The organism is Nocardia sp. NPDC056000 (assembly GCF_042269265.1).
Taxonomy (GTDB): domain Bacteria; phylum Actinomycetota; class Actinomycetes; order Mycobacteriales; family Mycobacteriaceae; genus Nocardia.
Map to the genome: position 1 here is coordinate 495,887 of NZ_JBHJXS010000002.1, position 14,125 is coordinate 510,011.

The following is a 14,125-nucleotide window of genomic DNA, read 5'->3' on the forward strand; positions in this document are numbered from 1 at the left end:
AGTGCGGACTACCAGTTCTTGCGGGGGCGATTGGTGGCCGCGCGGCGCTCGGCGTCCTTGATCTTGACGCGTTCGGCTTCGGCCTGCACCGCGACGTAGTTCTTGCGCTCGGCGATCAGCCATTCCGGCGGATCGGCGATCAGGGCCGCGATCTGGGCGCTGGTCATGGCGTCCTCGACGCCCGCGCGGCCGAGCCCGGAGTTGGAGATGCCGAGTTTGCGGGCCGTCACATCGCGCGGGAACGGGCCGTCCCGGTGCAGATCCTGCAGCCACTGCGGCGGGTTGGCGCGCAGCTCGTCCAGCTGGGCGCGGGTGAGCGGTGAGTTCCGGAACTCCTCGGGGGTTGCGGGGAGGTAGATGCCGAGTTTGTCGGCCGCGGTCAGCGGCTTCATGGTCTGGGGTTTCTTGTCCGGGCTCACCTGCTCAGGGTATCGGGCGGGGTCGGGGGAACCGGCCGCGCGGTGCGGTTATCCATGGAGCGGTGCAATAACCTGGGTGGAATGAGCCGGTTCGAGTCGATCGATGTCACGCGTCTGCGCTGGTTCGCCGGGGTTGCGCAGGAGTTGCACTTCGCCCGCGCCGCGCAGGCATTGGGGATTTCCCGGCAGCGGTTGAGTCATACGGTCATCGATCTGGAGGAAGAGCTCGGGACGAAACTGTTCGTCCCGGGGGCGTCGCCGACACAGCTCACGGCCGAGGGCGAGGAGCTGCTGGCGGCCGCGCTCGAGATTCTCGCCAATGTCGTCGAGCAGGCTCCGGCAACCCCCGATGACGATGCCGAGCGCCTGCGGGTCGGGTTCGTGCCCGGGGTGACGGTCACCAAATGGGAGCGCATCTGGCGGGAGCGGTATCCGGAGATCGTTCTGGAGATGCTGGCCGTGCCCATGCGCGAACAGGAGGCGGCGTTGCGCGAGGGCCGGGTCGATATGGCGTTCGTGCGCCTGCCGATCGATCGCGAGGGCATGAGCGCGATTCCGCTGTATCGCGAGATCGCGGTGGTGGTGGTGCCCAAGGATCATCCGATCTCGGTATTCGAGCAGGTGAGCACGCTCGAGCTGGCCGATGAGCGGATGCAGGACGCCGCCGACTTGGATGAGGCGGCCATGACCCTGGAGTTGGTGGCGGCGGTCAGCGGTGCGGCGATCGTGCCGCATTCCATCGCCCGCCTGCACGCCCGCAAGGATCTGGTGTATCGGACCGTCACCGATGTGCCGCCGACCGAGATCGCGCTGGCCTGGCCCGCCGAGCGCACCACGGATCTGGTGGAGGAGTTCGTGGGCGTGGTGCGCGGGCGGTCGGAGCGCAGTACCCGGTCGCCGTCCGGGCAGGAGAAGAAGCAGCAGCCGAAGGCGCAACCGCGCGCGGGCAAGAAGCCGCCCGCCGGGAAGAAGCCGACCGCGGCGAAACGTGCTGGGGGAGCGCAGAAACCGGGTAAGCGGCGCGGGCGCTGACCGCTGCCGGTTCCGGCCCGTCTCCCATCCGGGAGGCGGGCCGTTCTCGTTCTCGGGGAGACCCTGGAGATATATCAGGGTCAATTCAGGGTTGCGCTATACGTATACGTCTACTTATAGTGATTTCAGACGCCGAAGCGGCCGTCTGCCGAGCTCGCTCGGCGACCGAAGTTATTGCGGCACAGTGCATCTCATTCCGTGACAGCGGCTTGTAGATTCATGCCTATATGCGCATTGTCGCACCTGAAATCTGGAGTATGTCATGGACATCGATATGCAGAAGCCCGCCGGCGACGAATCGCAGACCGCGCTCATCGCCCAGAACTTCCCCGAGGGCATGAGCCGCATCGAACTGCGCGTCGGCCCCGGCGGCGGGCGCACGCAGAGGTTCGTCGGCCGCCTGCTGGCGGAATCGCAGCAGGTCACCAAGGCCGGCACCGAGGTGGTGAAGGTCTATCAGAGCCGCAAGGGCAAGTTCGTGGTGCACCGCCACTACATCGAGTGGGCGGACTTCCAGCAGGCCACCAAGCAGGCGTACCGCAACGCCAAGGACGATTTCGTCGTCGCCCGGCGCAACTCGGATCAGTCCGACTTCACCCCACTCACCAACTGGGCCAAGGAATTTAAGAACTGGCGCGAGATGCTCGGCCTGGGTGAGGATGGCTATGGCGACTTCACCCTGGACATCGTGGAGTCGCTCGAGGAGCTGCGTGATCGCATTCCCGCCAAGGCGTTTCGTATCGCCTCGGATGTAGTGGCGAACCCCGCCTCGCAAGACCTCGATATCTGAATAACGCGGCCGAACCCCGAAAGGACTTCTCCCGCATGTTCTCCCGACTGGGACGCTTCGTCGTCAAACAGCCGTGGCTGGTGATCGGCGCCTGGCTGATCGCCATTGTCGCCATCGCCGCGACGGCTCCGAAACTCACGGCCACCACCGAACAGGCCGACTTCCTGCCCTCGCATTACGAATCCATCCAGGCGATGGACGTGCAGCAGAAGGCTTTTCCCAATAGTGCCGCCCCGTCCGCGCTTATCGTCTTCGAGCGCGCCGACGGCCAACCCCTGACCGCGACCGATACCGCCACCGTGCAGGCGGCGGCGGCCAAGCTCACCGAGCGGAACATCAAGGACGTCACGGCGATCGCGCCGATGCCCGCCTCGGAGAATAAGCTGGTCGATGTCGTCGCGGTGCAGATGACCAAGGTCACCAGCCCGAACGACAAGCGCCAGACCGATGCGGTCAAGGAGATCCGAACCGCGTTGCAGGACACGGTTTCCGGGTCCGATCTGAAGGCCGGTGTCACCGGTCAGGCGGCGCAGACCCTGGATCAGCAGGATTCGGGTAACAAGGCGCTGGCCATTATCGGCATCGCCACCATCGCGCTGATTCTGGTGCTGCTGCTGGTGATCTTCCGCAGTCCGGTGATCGCGCTGCTGCCGATCATCGTGATCTTCGCAATCTCGTTCGCGGTCAATGGCCTGATCGCCATGGTGAGCAAGGCCTTCGATCTCAAGGTCGACAATTCCGTGCAGTCACTGCTTGTCGTGGTGCTGTTCGGTGTCGGCACCGACTACATCCTGTTCCTGATGTTCCGCTATCGGGAGCGGTTGCGTGCGGGTGAGGATCCCAAGACCGCCATGGTCAGCGCGGTCACCCGGGTCGGTGAGGCGATCAGTTCGGCTGCCGCTGCGGTGATCATCGCCTTCGGCGCGCTGATGCTGTCGACGCTGGGCATGTTCCGTTCGCTCGGCCCGGCGCTGGCGATCGCGGTCGCGGTGGCGCTGCTCGCGGGTTTGACCCTGGTTCCGGCGATCGTTTCGCTGTTGGGCACCAAAGTGTTCTGGCCGTCGAAGGCGTGGAAGCACGAACCGGATGCCGCGCGGTTCGCCGCAGTCGGTTCGTCGCTGGGTAGGCGGCCGGGTCTGTACGCGCTGGTCTCGGGTGGTGTGCTGGTCGCGCTGGGCGTGGTCGCGCTCGGTTTCAATCCGACCTTCGATCTGAGTTCCAGTTCGACCTCGGACACGTCCGAATCCTCGGTCTACAGCAAGGAATTGCTCAAGGGCATGCCTGCGGGCACCACGCAGCCCTCGCAGGTGTACCTGAGTACCGAGGGTGCGGCGCTGACCACGGATCAGCTGCGTGATTACCGTGCGGCGCTGACCGGTGTCTCGGGTGTCGGCCAGGTGTCCGAGCCGAAGCTGTCGGAGAGCAAGGCGATTGCCGAATACCAGGTGACGCTCAATGACGCTCCGGAATCCGATGCCGCTTTGAAGACGGTGCAGGGTCCGCTGCGCGATATCGCGCATTCGGCGGCTCCGGACGGCACCAAGGCGGTGGTCGGCGGTATGACCTCGATCTTCGTCGACTTCAAGGCCGCGATGAATCGGGACTACTCGGTGGTGTTCCCGGTGGCCGCGGTGCTGATCATGCTGGTGCTGGGTCTGCTGCTGCGCAGTCTGGTGGCGCCCTGGTATCTGATCGCGTCGGTGTTCCTCGGGTTCGCCGCCACGCTCGGTGCCGCGGTGCTGGTTTTCCAGCACTTCCAAGGCAATTCGGGTCTGATCTTCACGTTGCCGCTGATCATGTATCTGTTCGTGGTGGCGCTGGGGACCGACTACAACATCCTCATGGTGGCTCGATTGCGGGAGGAGGCCCGCGAGGGTCACGATCCACATCGGGCCGCGGCGGAGGCGGTCAAGCACACCGGTCCGACGATCGCCGCCGCCGGTCTGATCCTGGCGGGCACCTTCGCCTCGATGATGCTGGCGGGCAATACCGCGCTGTCGCAGATGGGTTTCGCGATCTCGGTGGGTATCGGTATCGCGGCGTTCGTGATGGCGATGTTCTTCACCCCGTCGGTGACCGCGCTGATCGGCAAGGCGGCCTGGTGGCCGGGTCACGGTGGTGACGCCGATCCGCAGGCGGAGTTCGATAACCGCCAGTGGGCGGAGCCGGTACCGGATTCCGCCAAGCGCTAGCCGCGAATCAGGCTCCAGCACAGCCGGGCTCGTCTCCTTCGGGAGGCGGGCCCGGCTCGCTGTCCAGCACCGATGCCCATCTGACAGAAACACGTTTCAGTTTTTTCCGGAAAGCGCCACCGCCCGAACTGGACAACCGATATGGTTCGCCGGACCGCACTCGATGCGGCCTGCACCCGAGGAGTTTCCACATGTCCAAGACCGTGAACAAGCGCATCGCCCAGCGGGCCGGGTTCGGCGTCACCGCACTGGCCGCGGTGGCCTGTTCCGCGGCCCTGACCGCCCCCTACGCGTCGGCCGTCCCCACCGGCCTCTCGGTGAACGCCCGCAATGTCTACGCGGCCTGCACCTACGAGGTCACCGCGACCTACGACCACTGGATCCAGGTCTGGTTCTACGACAACGGCCTGGTCATCGGCGGCAGCCCGATCAACCCCAGCAATGGCAAGGCCACCATCCAGTGGACCCCCAAGGGCGCGGGCACCCACACCCTGTCCACCCTCCAGGGCTCGGTCTGGGAACTCAAGGTCAACGTCCTGCAGCCCACCCTCACCGGCAGCGCCACCTGCGGCGCCGGCCCCCTGGGCTTCCTGGGCTCCTGATCCCGGTTCGGTGCTGGCCCGACCACACCGAACCGTCCCGGGTCGGCCGGCCGCCATTCCTCTGTTCCCTAGGTCGGCCGACCCTCCCCTTCATCAGTCGATGCGGGGTGAAAGTCTTTTCAGCGCAGGGTCGTATGCCAGACGAGGGCGGCGGCCAAGGCGCCCGCGCCGTTGACGGACCAGTGCAGGGCGATGGGGGCCAGGAGGCTGCCGCTGCGGCGGCGGAGCCAGGTGAAGACGGCTCCGGCGGCGGCGGTGGCGAGGACGGCCAGGGCGATGCCGATTATCTGGCCGGGGATGCCGTTGCCGAGGAAGCTGGACAGGCCCTTGTTGCCGTTGGTGAGGCCGAGGGATGAGGCTACGTGCCAGAGGCCGAAAAGCATTGAGCCCGCGGCGAATACGCCGCGTGCGCCGTAGGCGCGGTCGAGGGTGCCGTGCAGGACGCCGCGGAAGGCCAGCTCTTCGGGGATGGCCGTTTGCAGGGGGATCACGATCATCGATGCGATGAGTGCGCCGGAGATGGTGGCGTAGCGGTCCGCCAGGAAGAACGGGCGGGTAATCGGGAGCAGGGCTCCGATGGCCACGGCGAGCAGGACCACGCCGACGGCGGCGACCGCCCACAGTGTGCCGCTGCGCCATTGGCGCGGGGACAGGCCCAGTTCGGACCAGCCCAGGCCGCGGCGGCGGACCATCGCCAGCAGCACAATCGCGGCAATCGGGACCGTGATAATGCTGGCCAGGGCGTTGGTGAAGTGGGCTATCAGATTCGTGCAGATCAGAACGGCTACGACGACTGCCACGTCTATGTAGGCGTGCAGGCGGTGGCGGAGGGGTGCGGGTGCCGGGGAGAGCACGGCGATCGCACCGTTATCGTTCTGAGACATCCCGGCCAGTGTACGTACGGATTCTTAGAATGCACTCGAAAAGTTGTTAAAGCTGATCACCGCCGGGTGCGGGGCCCGCTGCCCAGCCTTCGGGGTCATGCCAAGCCTGCAGCGTGCGGGCGGTTTCGAAGCGGCGTGGCTGCCGGGAAATCGGGTCCGTGAATTCGAGCGCAGCGGCGAGCAATTGCAGTGGCCGGGTGAAGTCTTCGACCGGTTTGTCGGTGAGGTCGGGATAGAAGTCGTCACCCAGGATCGGAATGCCGAGCGAGTTCATGTGCAGCCGTAGTTGATGCGTGCGCCCGGTCTTGGGTCGCAGCCGGTATCGCCCCAGCCCGTCACGCTGTTCGAGCAGTTCGATATGGGTTTCGGCATTGGGTTCGCCCGGCTCCTCGAATGCCCGCAGCACCTGCCGTTCCTTGATGATCCGGCTGATGACCGTGCGCGGTAGTTCGAGCTCGGGATCGAAGCGCGCGATGGCCTCGTATTCCTTGTGCACGGTCCGTTTGTGGAACATGGTCTGATACGCCCCGCGCACAGCCGGATTCACGATGAAGAGGATGAGTCCCGCGGTGACCCGGTCGAGTCGATGCGCGGGCACCAGATCGGGTAGTTCGAGTTCGCGCCGCAGTCGCACCAGCGCGGTCTGCAGGATGTGCTGTCCGCGCGGAATGGTCGACAGGAAGTGTGGTTTGTCGATGACGAGGATGTTCTCGTCCCGATGCACGATGCCGATCTGGAACGGCACTTTGGTCTCATCGGGCAGATCGCGGTGGAACCACACCGCCCCGCCGGGCACGTACGCGGCGTCGGGCGCGATGGGCCCGTCCAGATCGACGATCCCGCCTTCGCGCAGCAGCGCGTCGATGCGCGCCGGATCGACCCGGGGCAGCCGTTCGACGAGATGATCGCGAATGGTCGCCCAGTCACCGTCCTCGGGCAGCCGCAGCCGCGCCGGGTCCAACCCGTGCCGCTTGGGTAGCGGCGGCTGCTGCCTGCGTCTCACCGGGTGAACCCTATCGGGCGCGCCATTGCTCCCCGCTGCCGCAGGTCAGCCGGTGTGGACGGCATCACGTCCGGATCAGAAGCCGCGCAGCCGGTCCGGGGTGATGCGCACGACGGCGTTGTACTTGTCGTAGAAGGCTTCGGCGGTCATACCGATATCGACCAGTCCCGCCGTGTATTTCTCTGTGTACGAGGCGATTTCGTCCGCATCGGGCCGCCGGTCGTCGATGCGCGCGGTGCCGGTGAGAATGACGACGTCCCCGCCGTCCGCGGTGCTGTTGAGGTGCAGTGCCACGCGCGGATTGCGTTCGATATTGCGGATCTTGGCCTGCCCCGGCTCGCTGAAGAGCAGGATTTCGCTGCCGTCCCACTGAAACCAGACGGGATTGGGTTGCGGGGTGCCGGTGGGCCCGACGGTGGTCAGCCAGATGACGGTGTCGCGCCGCAGGCGTTCGGCTACGTGGGTGCCGCGATCGGTGCTGGTGTCTACGACAGAGGTTGTCATGTTCGCGACAACGCGCGGGTGCGCCGGTCGATTCCGGATGGCACCTGTAATTCACTCAGCAAAGTTAGCCTACCCTATCTTTCTGATGGTTCTTGTGTGAGGATCGGGCCAACCGAACAAAGGGTGAGGGGCAACTGATGACGGTGGAGGTCGCGCCGGACAAGGCGGCGCGGGCACTGGAGAAAACCGAGGCCAAGGCACGCAAACAGCGGGAAGCGCAGGCACGCAAGGAGATTCTGGCCCCGGTCGCGGGCACGCTCTCGCTGGCGAGTCTGATCGTGGCGGTGGCCTCGGTCTGCGCGGTGGTCCCGTTCCTGCTGATCGTCGAGGCCTGCCGCGAACTGCTGCGCACGCAGGTCGACACCGATCGGGTGTGGCGGCTGCTGCTGATCGCGGTGCTGGTGCTGGTGGCGCGGGCGGTATTGCAGGCGGTGGCGCTGACCTGGTCGCATCTGGTGGACGCCGGATATCAGTTGAGCCTGCGCCGCCTGCTGGCGGACAAGCTCACCCGGGTTCCGCTGGGCTGGTTCGGCGATCGCACCTCGGCCGAGGTGAAGAAGTACCTCCAGGACGATGTGGAGGCGCTGCACTATCTGGTCGCGCACGCCCGCCTGGATTTCATCGGCTCGGTGACCATTCCGCTGGTGACGCTGATCTACCTTGCCACCGTGGACATCCGGCTCACCCTGGTGCTGCTGCTGCCGCTGGTGCTCTACGCGCTGTGCATGAAGAAGATGCTCGATGAGCCCGGCCGCGAGCGCATGCTGGTCTACAACGCCGCCGAACAGCGCACCCGGGAGGCGACCGTCGAATTCGTGGACGGTATCCAGGTGGTGCGGGCGTTCGGCCGGACGGGTAAGGCGCACAGCGTATTCCAGGACGCGGTCGATCATCAGACCGACAGCCTGCGCAAGTTGAAGATGCCGATCGTCTCGGTGCAGTCGCTCTCGGACGCGGTGGTCTCACCGGTGTTCGTCATGCTGCTGGTGGTGCTGGCGGGTCTGACCGGGGTGGGCGCGGGCTGGGTGGAGCCGCTGGATGTGCTGCCGTTCTTGATGATCGGGCTCGGTCTGGGCAGTTCGCTCATGGGCCTGGGCTATGGCGCGCAGGCATTGCGCACCGCGGGTGACGCGGCGCTGCGCCTGCACGAATTGATGCAGACCCCCGAATTGGCTTCCGGCGCGGATGCTTCCGGCGAGCAGATCGAGGCCCCCGCCGGGCTGGTGCGTTTCGAGGGCGTGAGTTTCGGTTACCGCGACGACCATCAGGTGCTGCGCGGTATCGATCTGGAGCTCGCGCCGGGCACGCTGACCGCGCTGGTCGGCCCGAGCGGTTCGGGCAAGTCCACGCTGGCCAAACTGCTACCGCGCTTCTACGACGTGCAAGAAGGCCGAATCACCATCGGCGGCCGCGATATTCGCGAGTTCACCACCGAAGAGCTGTATCGCACCGTCGGTTTCGTCTTCCAGGATGTGCGCCTGATCCGCGGCAGCGTCCGCGACAATCTGCTGCTGGCCCGCCCGGACGCCGATGACGCGGCGCTGGAGCGCGCGGCCCGCGCCGCGCAGATCCACGATCGAATCAGCACGCTGCCGCGCGGCTACGACTCCGAGATCGGCGTCGACGCCACGCTGTCGGGCGGTGAGGCGCAACGCCTTTCGATCGCCCGCGCACTGCTCGCGGACACCCCGGTGCTGGTGCTGGACGAGGCCACCGCCTTCGCCGATCCGGAATCGGAGGCGGCGGTGCAGGACGCGCTGGCCGCCCTGGTGGCGGGTCGCACCGTGCTGGTGATCGCGCATCGTCTGCACACCATCACGGGTGTGAATCGAATCCTGGTGCTGGAGAACGGCGTTCTGGTCGAGCAGGGCGATCACGAGAGTCTGCGCGCGGCGAACGGCCTCTATCAGCGGCTGTGGGAGATCAATGAGGCGGCGCTGGACGTGGTGCTGGAGGGAACACGATGATTCGCAATGTCTTCGCATTGGTGCCGCGCGAGTTCGCCTCGCTGACACCGAGATTGCTGGCCGCCATCACCGCGCAGGCGCTGTCCCAGGCCGCCGCGTACGTGCTGCTGGTGCCGGTGCTCGAGGCGCTGTTCGACGGCAATACCGGTAGCGCCTGGCGCTGGACCATCGGCCTGGCCATCGCGGTCGCCGGTGTGATCGGCTTCGGTTTCGTCCAGGCGGTGCTGGGCCTGCGCATCGGCGTCGGCATGCAGCAGGGTTTGCAGACCAAGCTGGGCGATCATCTGAATTCGTTGCCGCTGGGCTGGTTCGAGACCCAGCACGCGGGTGCGCTGTCCCGCCTGGTGGTGGAGAACGTGCGTGAGGTGCAGGGCCTGATCGCGTATCTGCTGGCGAAAATGCTGACCGGTGTGATCGTGCCGCTGGGTGTGGCGATCGGCATGCTGTTCGTGGATTGGCGGATCTCGCTGGCCATGTTGCTGGCCGCGCCGGTGCTGTATCTGGTGAATCTGTGGGCGAATCGCTCGTACACCGCCTCGGATGAGCAGTTGCACGAGGCGTCGTCGGAGGCGAACGCGCGGGTGCTGGAATTCGCGCAGGCGCAGCCGGTGCTGCGTTCCTTCGGTGCGGTGGGCGCGGGCAACAAGGCGTTGAACGCGGCGCTGGCGCGCCAGCGCAAGGCCGCTTCGGGATTGCTGTTCGCGAGTGTGCCGGGTCTGATCGTGTTCGCGCTGTGCGTGCAGGCGGTGTTCCTGGTGCTGGTGTACCTGGTCGTGGGCCAGGTGACCGGCGGCAGTATCTCCGCGGCCGCCGCCATCGCGTTGATCGCGGTGAGCGCCCGTTTCATCGAACCGTTGAATCAGGCCGCGCAGCTGGGCACCGCCCTGCGTTCGGCGGCGTCGGCGGCCGAGCGGGTGACCACGCTGCTGGCGGAGCCCGCACTGCCGCAGGCGGATTCCGATCCGGAGCCGGGCGCGCCGAGTGTGGTGTTCGACAATGTGAGCTTCGGCTACCGCACCGGTGCGCAGGTGCTCTCGGAGGTGTCGTTCACCGTCGAGCCCGGCACCACCACCGCGATCGTCGGCCCCAGCGGTGCGGGCAAGTCGACGGTGCTGCGCCTGGCCGCGCGTTTCCACGATGTGGATTCGGGCCGGGTCCTGGTGAGCGGCAATGATGTTCGCGATCAGCCGTCGCTGCTGAGCCGTATCTCCCTGGTGTTCCAGAACGTGTATCTGTTCAATCGTTCGGTGCTGGAGAACATTCGGGCCGGACGCCCGGATGCCACCGATGATCAGGTGCGCGAGGCCGCGCGTGCGGCGCGCGTGGACGAGATCGCCGAACGCCTGCCCGCGGGCTGGGACAGTCCGGTCGGTGAGGGCGGCGCATCCCTGTCCGGCGGTGAGCGCCAGCGTGTTTCGATCGCCCGCGCACTGCTGAAGGATGCCCCCGTGGTGCTGCTCGACGAGGCCACCAGCGCGCTGGATCCGCAGAGCGAGGCGGTGGTGGTGCGCGGCGTGCACGAGCTCACCCGGGACCGCACGGTCATCGTGGTGGCGCATCGCCTGGCCACCATCGCGCACGCGGATCAGATCCTGTTCATGGAGGCGGGCCGCATTGTCGAACGCGGTACGCATGCCGAACTGCTGACCCTGGACGGCCGCTATGCCGCCTTCTGGAATGAGCGCACCCGGGCGACCGGCTGGCGTCTGGAAGCGGTTCCGGTCTAACGCATCTCACGACTGCCGGGTCGGGAGATGGGAAAACCCCGGGCATTCCAGCGAATGCCCGGGGTTTTCACCTGCCGTGTAACCGATTACAGGTTGCAGGACTGTCCGGCGTAGTACGCCACGGAGCACTCCGACTCGCGGGTGAGCTTCCAGGTGCCGTCGATCTCGCGCCACGCCATTTCGATGTTCGGGAAGGTGCCGTAGCCGTCCACGGTGACCTGGAGGTTGGCGGTGACGGTGTCACCGTTCTGGCCGACCGGACCGGCCACGGTCCAGCGCAGGCTCGGGACGGTGTTGATGACGCTGCCGACCTGATCGAGCAGCGGCAGACCGGCCGCGCCGGCCTCGAGCTCGTTGGCGCGCGCCGAGCGGTCCGCGCCCGGGTTCAGGGCCAGTCGCAGCTTGGAGTTCAGGTCGCCCAGGCCCGGCTGCGCGGTGCGAACCGGGGAGACGATGGGGGCGGCCTGAGCCGGTGCGACAGTCGCCACGTTGAACCCGGCGATAACGGCGGCGGCCGCGAAAACCGCTGCTCCCAGCTTCTTTCGGGTGGTGCTGATCATGTATTCATCCAATCGTTCACTTCGGTGAGCCGCGGGCGGTGCCCAGACGGTACCCAAGCAATATAAGGTAAGCCTATGCAAACATGGGAGGGGACCCGGTTGCTGTGACGCGATCGCCAGTCGTTCGCGAGAGGAAGTGAGTGTGAACCCGGTGAAGACTCTGCTGGTTGTAGGTGCGGGGCCCAAAGCCCTTGCGGTGGCCACGAAATCGCATGTGCTGCGCAAACTCGGCCTGCCCGCCCCGCGTGTCGTGGTGGTGGAGCCGCACGCGGTGGGCGGGAACTGGCTGCCCAGCGGTGGCTGGACCGATGGCCGGCACCGGCTCGGCACCAGCCCCGAGAAGGATGTGGGCTTCCCGTACCACACCACCTGGGCGCGCGGCCGCAATCGCGAGATCAACGAGGCCATGCACGATTTCAGCTGGACCGCGTTCCTGGTGGATCAGGGCGGGTACGCCGAATGGATCGATCGCGGGCGGCCCAGTCCGCAGCATCACGTGTGGGCCAAGTACCTGCAGTGGGTCGGGCATCGCATCGACCTCGAATTGGTGCATGGGCGCGTGCATTCCATCGCCCCGGCGGCGGACGGCTGGCTGGTATCGGTCACCGACGCCGACGGCGTGGTCACCCAACTGGACGCCGATGAGCTGATGATCACCGGTCCCGGCCGCAGTTCGCGCGCCCTGGCCGATCATCCGAAAGTGCTGAGCATCTCGGACTTCTGGGAGCTGGCCGGGCGGCGCGCACTGCCGGTGTCCTCGCGGGTGGCGGTGATCGGCGGCGGTGAGACCGCGGGTTCGGCGCTGGACGAGCTGGTCTGCCACGAAATGCTGACGGTCTCGGTGATCTCGCCGATGGCCACGCTCTACACCCGCGGTGAGAGCTATTTCGAGAACGCGCTGTACAGCGATCCGGGCAAGTGGGCCGGGTTGAGTCTGGAGCAGCGCCGCGATGTGATTCGCCGCACCGATCGCGGGGTGTTCTCGGTGCGCGTACAGGAAAGCCTGTTGGGCGACAACCGGGTTCATCACCTGCAAGGTCGCGTGACGCGGGTGCGGGACAGCGGTGAGGGTGTCACGCTGACGCTGCGCAATGCCCCGCGCCCGGATGAGCAGCATGTCTTCGATCTGGTGGTGGACGCGACCGGCGGTCAGCCGCTGTGGTTCCTGGACCTGTTCGACGGTGATGCCAGGGATCTGCTGGAGTTGGCGGTCGGCGGTCCGCTGACTCAGCCCCGCATCGAGGCGGCGATGGGTTACGACCTGGCCGTTGCGAACCTCGAGGCCAAGCTCTACCTGCCGAATATGTCCGCGCTGACGCAGGGTCCGGGCTTCCCGAATCTCAGCTGCCTCGGCGAACTTTCGGATCGCGTACTGCGTCCGGCGGTCGATGGCCAGGAAGTTGCCGGTCGGGCCGTTGGCGCGAGGGTCACACCCGCACGGGTCGGTCAATAGGCTAGGCTAGCCTTACTTTAGAGGAGATGAGGTTCGGTTCAATGCGTATCGTGTCGTTCGGCTTCCAGACGTGGGGCCGCAAAACCCTTGCGGCCCTGATCGATTCGGAACACGAGGTGGTGCTCTCGGTCACCCACCCCGCCAGTGAGTCGTCCTACAAGGCGATCTGGAACGATTCGGTCGAGGAGCTGGCCCGCGAGCACGGCATCCCGGTGCACCTCACCGAGCGCGCCGACGAAGAGACCATCGATCTGGTCAAGCGCGCCGAACCCGATGTGATCGTGGTGAACAGCTGGTACACCTGGATGCCGCCGGAGCTGTACAAGCTGCCGCCGTACGGCACGCTGAACCTGCATGATTCGCTGCTGCCCAAGTTCACCGGCTTCTCGCCGGTGCTGTGGGCGCTGATCAGCGGCAGTGAGGAATTCGGGCTCACCGTGCACCGCATGGACGAGCAGCTGGACACCGGCGACATCCTGGTCCAGCACCGCCTGGCCATTCCCGAGGGCGCGACCGGCACCGAATTGGTGCTGGCCGGAATGGAATTGATCCCGGGCGCGGTGCATGAGGCACTCGCCGCGCTGACCAGCGGCACCGCCGAATGGAAGCCGCAGAACAAGGCCGAGCGCACCTATTTCCACAAGCGTTCGGATCGCGACAGCCGCATCGACTTCTCCTGGGACGCGGTCGATCTGGAGCGTTTCGTGCGCGCGCTGTCCGAGCCGTACCCGCGCGCGTTCTCGCACTACCGCGGTGAGCGCGTGGAGATCCTGGCCGCGCATATCTCCGAGGCCCGCTACGGCGGCACCCAGGGCCGGGTCATCGTGCAGGAGGGCGGCGGCGCGGTGGTGTGCGGTCCGAATCCGCAGCGCGGCGGCAATCACGCCGTGGTGATCACCAAGGTGCGCACTGCCGACGGCGTCGAGCGCGACGGTAGTGAATTCTTCGCGCGCGGTGGCTATCTCACCGATTCGCCCGAATGAGGTCCGGTG

At 66.4% G+C, this 14,125-nt stretch carries 13 protein-coding genes; 8 read left to right on the forward strand and 5 right to left on the reverse strand.

What is annotated here, in order from left to right; genetic code table 11:
- Positions 1 to 8: 8 nt before the first annotated feature.
- Positions 9 to 419 (reverse strand): DUF5997 family protein, encoded by a 411-nt coding sequence (locus tag ACFC4D_RS07160; RefSeq protein WP_364641114.1) that lies wholly within the window; start codon positions 417 to 419, stop codon positions 9 to 11.
- 81 nt (positions 420 to 500) lie between these two features.
- Between ACFC4D_RS07160 and ACFC4D_RS07165 the strand changes: the two genes are divergently transcribed.
- The 4 genes from ACFC4D_RS07165 (at position 501) to ACFC4D_RS07180 (ending at position 5,035) form a co-directional block, all read left to right on the forward strand.
- Positions 501 to 1,451, forward strand: coding sequence for a LysR family transcriptional regulator (locus ACFC4D_RS07165; protein ID WP_376062082.1), 951 nt, complete (start codon positions 501 to 503; stop codon positions 1,449 to 1,451).
- 262 nt (positions 1,452 to 1,713) lie between these two features.
- Positions 1,714 to 2,241: an EXLDI protein gene (locus ACFC4D_RS07170; protein WP_376062083.1), complete on the forward strand. Its 528-nt coding sequence runs from the start codon at positions 1,714 to 1,716 to the stop codon at positions 2,239 to 2,241.
- A gap of 35 nt (positions 2,242 to 2,276) precedes the next feature.
- Positions 2,277 to 4,433, forward strand: coding sequence for an MMPL family transporter (locus tag ACFC4D_RS07175; protein WP_376062084.1), 2,157 nt, complete (start codon positions 2,277 to 2,279; stop codon positions 4,431 to 4,433).
- A 191-nt stretch (positions 4,434 to 4,624) separates the two neighbouring features.
- On the forward strand, positions 4,625 to 5,035 hold the full coding sequence (locus ACFC4D_RS07180; RefSeq protein WP_364641103.1) for a hypothetical protein: 411 nt from the start codon (positions 4,625 to 4,627) through the stop codon (positions 5,033 to 5,035).
- Between the two features lie 119 nt (positions 5,036 to 5,154).
- Here ACFC4D_RS07180 and ACFC4D_RS07185 read toward each other — a convergent pair whose 3' ends face one another.
- The 3 genes from ACFC4D_RS07185 to ACFC4D_RS07195 form a co-directional block, all read right to left on the reverse strand.
- Positions 5,155 to 5,919 (reverse strand): CPBP family intramembrane glutamic endopeptidase, encoded by a 765-nt coding sequence (locus ACFC4D_RS07185; protein WP_375962959.1) that lies wholly within the window; start codon positions 5,917 to 5,919, stop codon positions 5,155 to 5,157.
- A 46-nt stretch (positions 5,920 to 5,965) separates the two neighbouring features.
- A complete protein-coding gene (locus tag ACFC4D_RS07190; protein ID WP_376062085.1) occupies positions 5,966 to 6,922 on the reverse strand; it encodes an RluA family pseudouridine synthase in 957 nt (318 codons plus the stop codon).
- 75 nt (positions 6,923 to 6,997) lie between these two features.
- Positions 6,998 to 7,426 (reverse strand): TIGR03667 family PPOX class F420-dependent oxidoreductase, encoded by a 429-nt coding sequence (locus tag ACFC4D_RS07195; RefSeq protein ID WP_375962964.1) that lies wholly within the window; start codon positions 7,424 to 7,426, stop codon positions 6,998 to 7,000.
- Between the two features lie 137 nt (positions 7,427 to 7,563).
- Here ACFC4D_RS07195 and ACFC4D_RS07200 point away from each other — a divergent pair, with 137 nt between their 5' ends.
- Together ACFC4D_RS07200 and ACFC4D_RS07205 are read left to right on the forward strand one after the other, a co-directional pair.
- Positions 7,564 to 9,393: an ABC transporter ATP-binding protein gene (locus ACFC4D_RS07200; protein WP_375962966.1), complete on the forward strand. Its 1,830-nt coding sequence runs from the start codon at positions 7,564 to 7,566 to the stop codon at positions 9,391 to 9,393.
- The gene (locus tag ACFC4D_RS07205; protein ID WP_376062086.1) at positions 9,390 to 11,120 is read left to right on the forward strand and encodes an ABC transporter ATP-binding protein; all 1,731 of its coding nucleotides are present in this window, start codon (positions 9,390 to 9,392) and stop codon (positions 11,118 to 11,120) included. Before ACFC4D_RS07200 ends, ACFC4D_RS07205 begins: the two co-directional genes overlap by 4 nt.
- 86 nt (positions 11,121 to 11,206) lie before the next feature.
- Here ACFC4D_RS07205 and ACFC4D_RS07210 read toward each other — a convergent pair whose 3' ends face one another.
- The gene (locus ACFC4D_RS07210; RefSeq protein ID WP_375962971.1) at positions 11,207 to 11,680 is read right to left on the reverse strand and encodes a hypothetical protein; all 474 of its coding nucleotides are present in this window, start codon (positions 11,678 to 11,680) and stop codon (positions 11,207 to 11,209) included.
- A 151-nt stretch (positions 11,681 to 11,831) separates the two neighbouring features.
- Here ACFC4D_RS07210 and ACFC4D_RS07215 point away from each other — a divergent pair, with 151 nt between their 5' ends.
- The gene (locus ACFC4D_RS07215; protein WP_376062087.1) at positions 11,832 to 13,133 is read left to right on the forward strand and encodes a SidA/IucD/PvdA family monooxygenase; all 1,302 of its coding nucleotides are present in this window, start codon (positions 11,832 to 11,834) and stop codon (positions 13,131 to 13,133) included.
- Positions 13,134 to 13,174: 41 nt separating this feature from the next.
- On the forward strand, positions 13,175 to 14,116 hold the full coding sequence (locus tag ACFC4D_RS07220; protein WP_364641077.1) for a methionyl-tRNA formyltransferase: 942 nt from the start codon (positions 13,175 to 13,177) through the stop codon (positions 14,114 to 14,116).
- Positions 14,117 to 14,125 lie beyond the last annotated feature (9 nt).

Excerpts from the sequence above, each read along its gene's own strand:
- ACFC4D_RS07165 (WP_376062082.1), top strand. The coding sequence starts at position 501 with ATGAGCCGGTTCGAGTCGATCGATGTCACGCGTCTGCGCTGGTTCGCC.
- ACFC4D_RS07170 (WP_376062083.1), top strand. The coding sequence starts at position 1,714 with ATGGACATCGATATGCAGAAGCCCGCCGGCGACGAATCGCAGACCGCG.
- ACFC4D_RS07175 (WP_376062084.1), top strand. The coding sequence starts at position 2,277 with ATGTTCTCCCGACTGGGACGCTTCGTCGTCAAACAGCCGTGGCTGGTG.
- ACFC4D_RS07180 (WP_364641103.1), top strand. The coding sequence starts at position 4,625 with ATGTCCAAGACCGTGAACAAGCGCATCGCCCAGCGGGCCGGGTTCGGC.
- ACFC4D_RS07185 (WP_375962959.1), bottom strand. The coding sequence starts at position 5,919 with ATGTCTCAGAACGATAACGGTGCGATCGCCGTGCTCTCCCCGGCACCC.
- ACFC4D_RS07195 (WP_375962964.1), bottom strand. The coding sequence starts at position 7,426 with ATGACAACCTCTGTCGTAGACACCAGCACCGATCGCGGCACCCACGTA.
- ACFC4D_RS07200 (WP_375962966.1), top strand. The coding sequence starts at position 7,564 with ATGACGGTGGAGGTCGCGCCGGACAAGGCGGCGCGGGCACTGGAGAAA.
- ACFC4D_RS07205 (WP_376062086.1), top strand. The coding sequence starts at position 9,390 with ATGATTCGCAATGTCTTCGCATTGGTGCCGCGCGAGTTCGCCTCGCTG.
- ACFC4D_RS07210 (WP_375962971.1), bottom strand. The coding sequence starts at position 11,680 with ATGATCAGCACCACCCGAAAGAAGCTGGGAGCAGCGGTTTTCGCGGCC.
- ACFC4D_RS07220 (WP_364641077.1), top strand. The coding sequence starts at position 13,175 with ATGCGTATCGTGTCGTTCGGCTTCCAGACGTGGGGCCGCAAAACCCTT.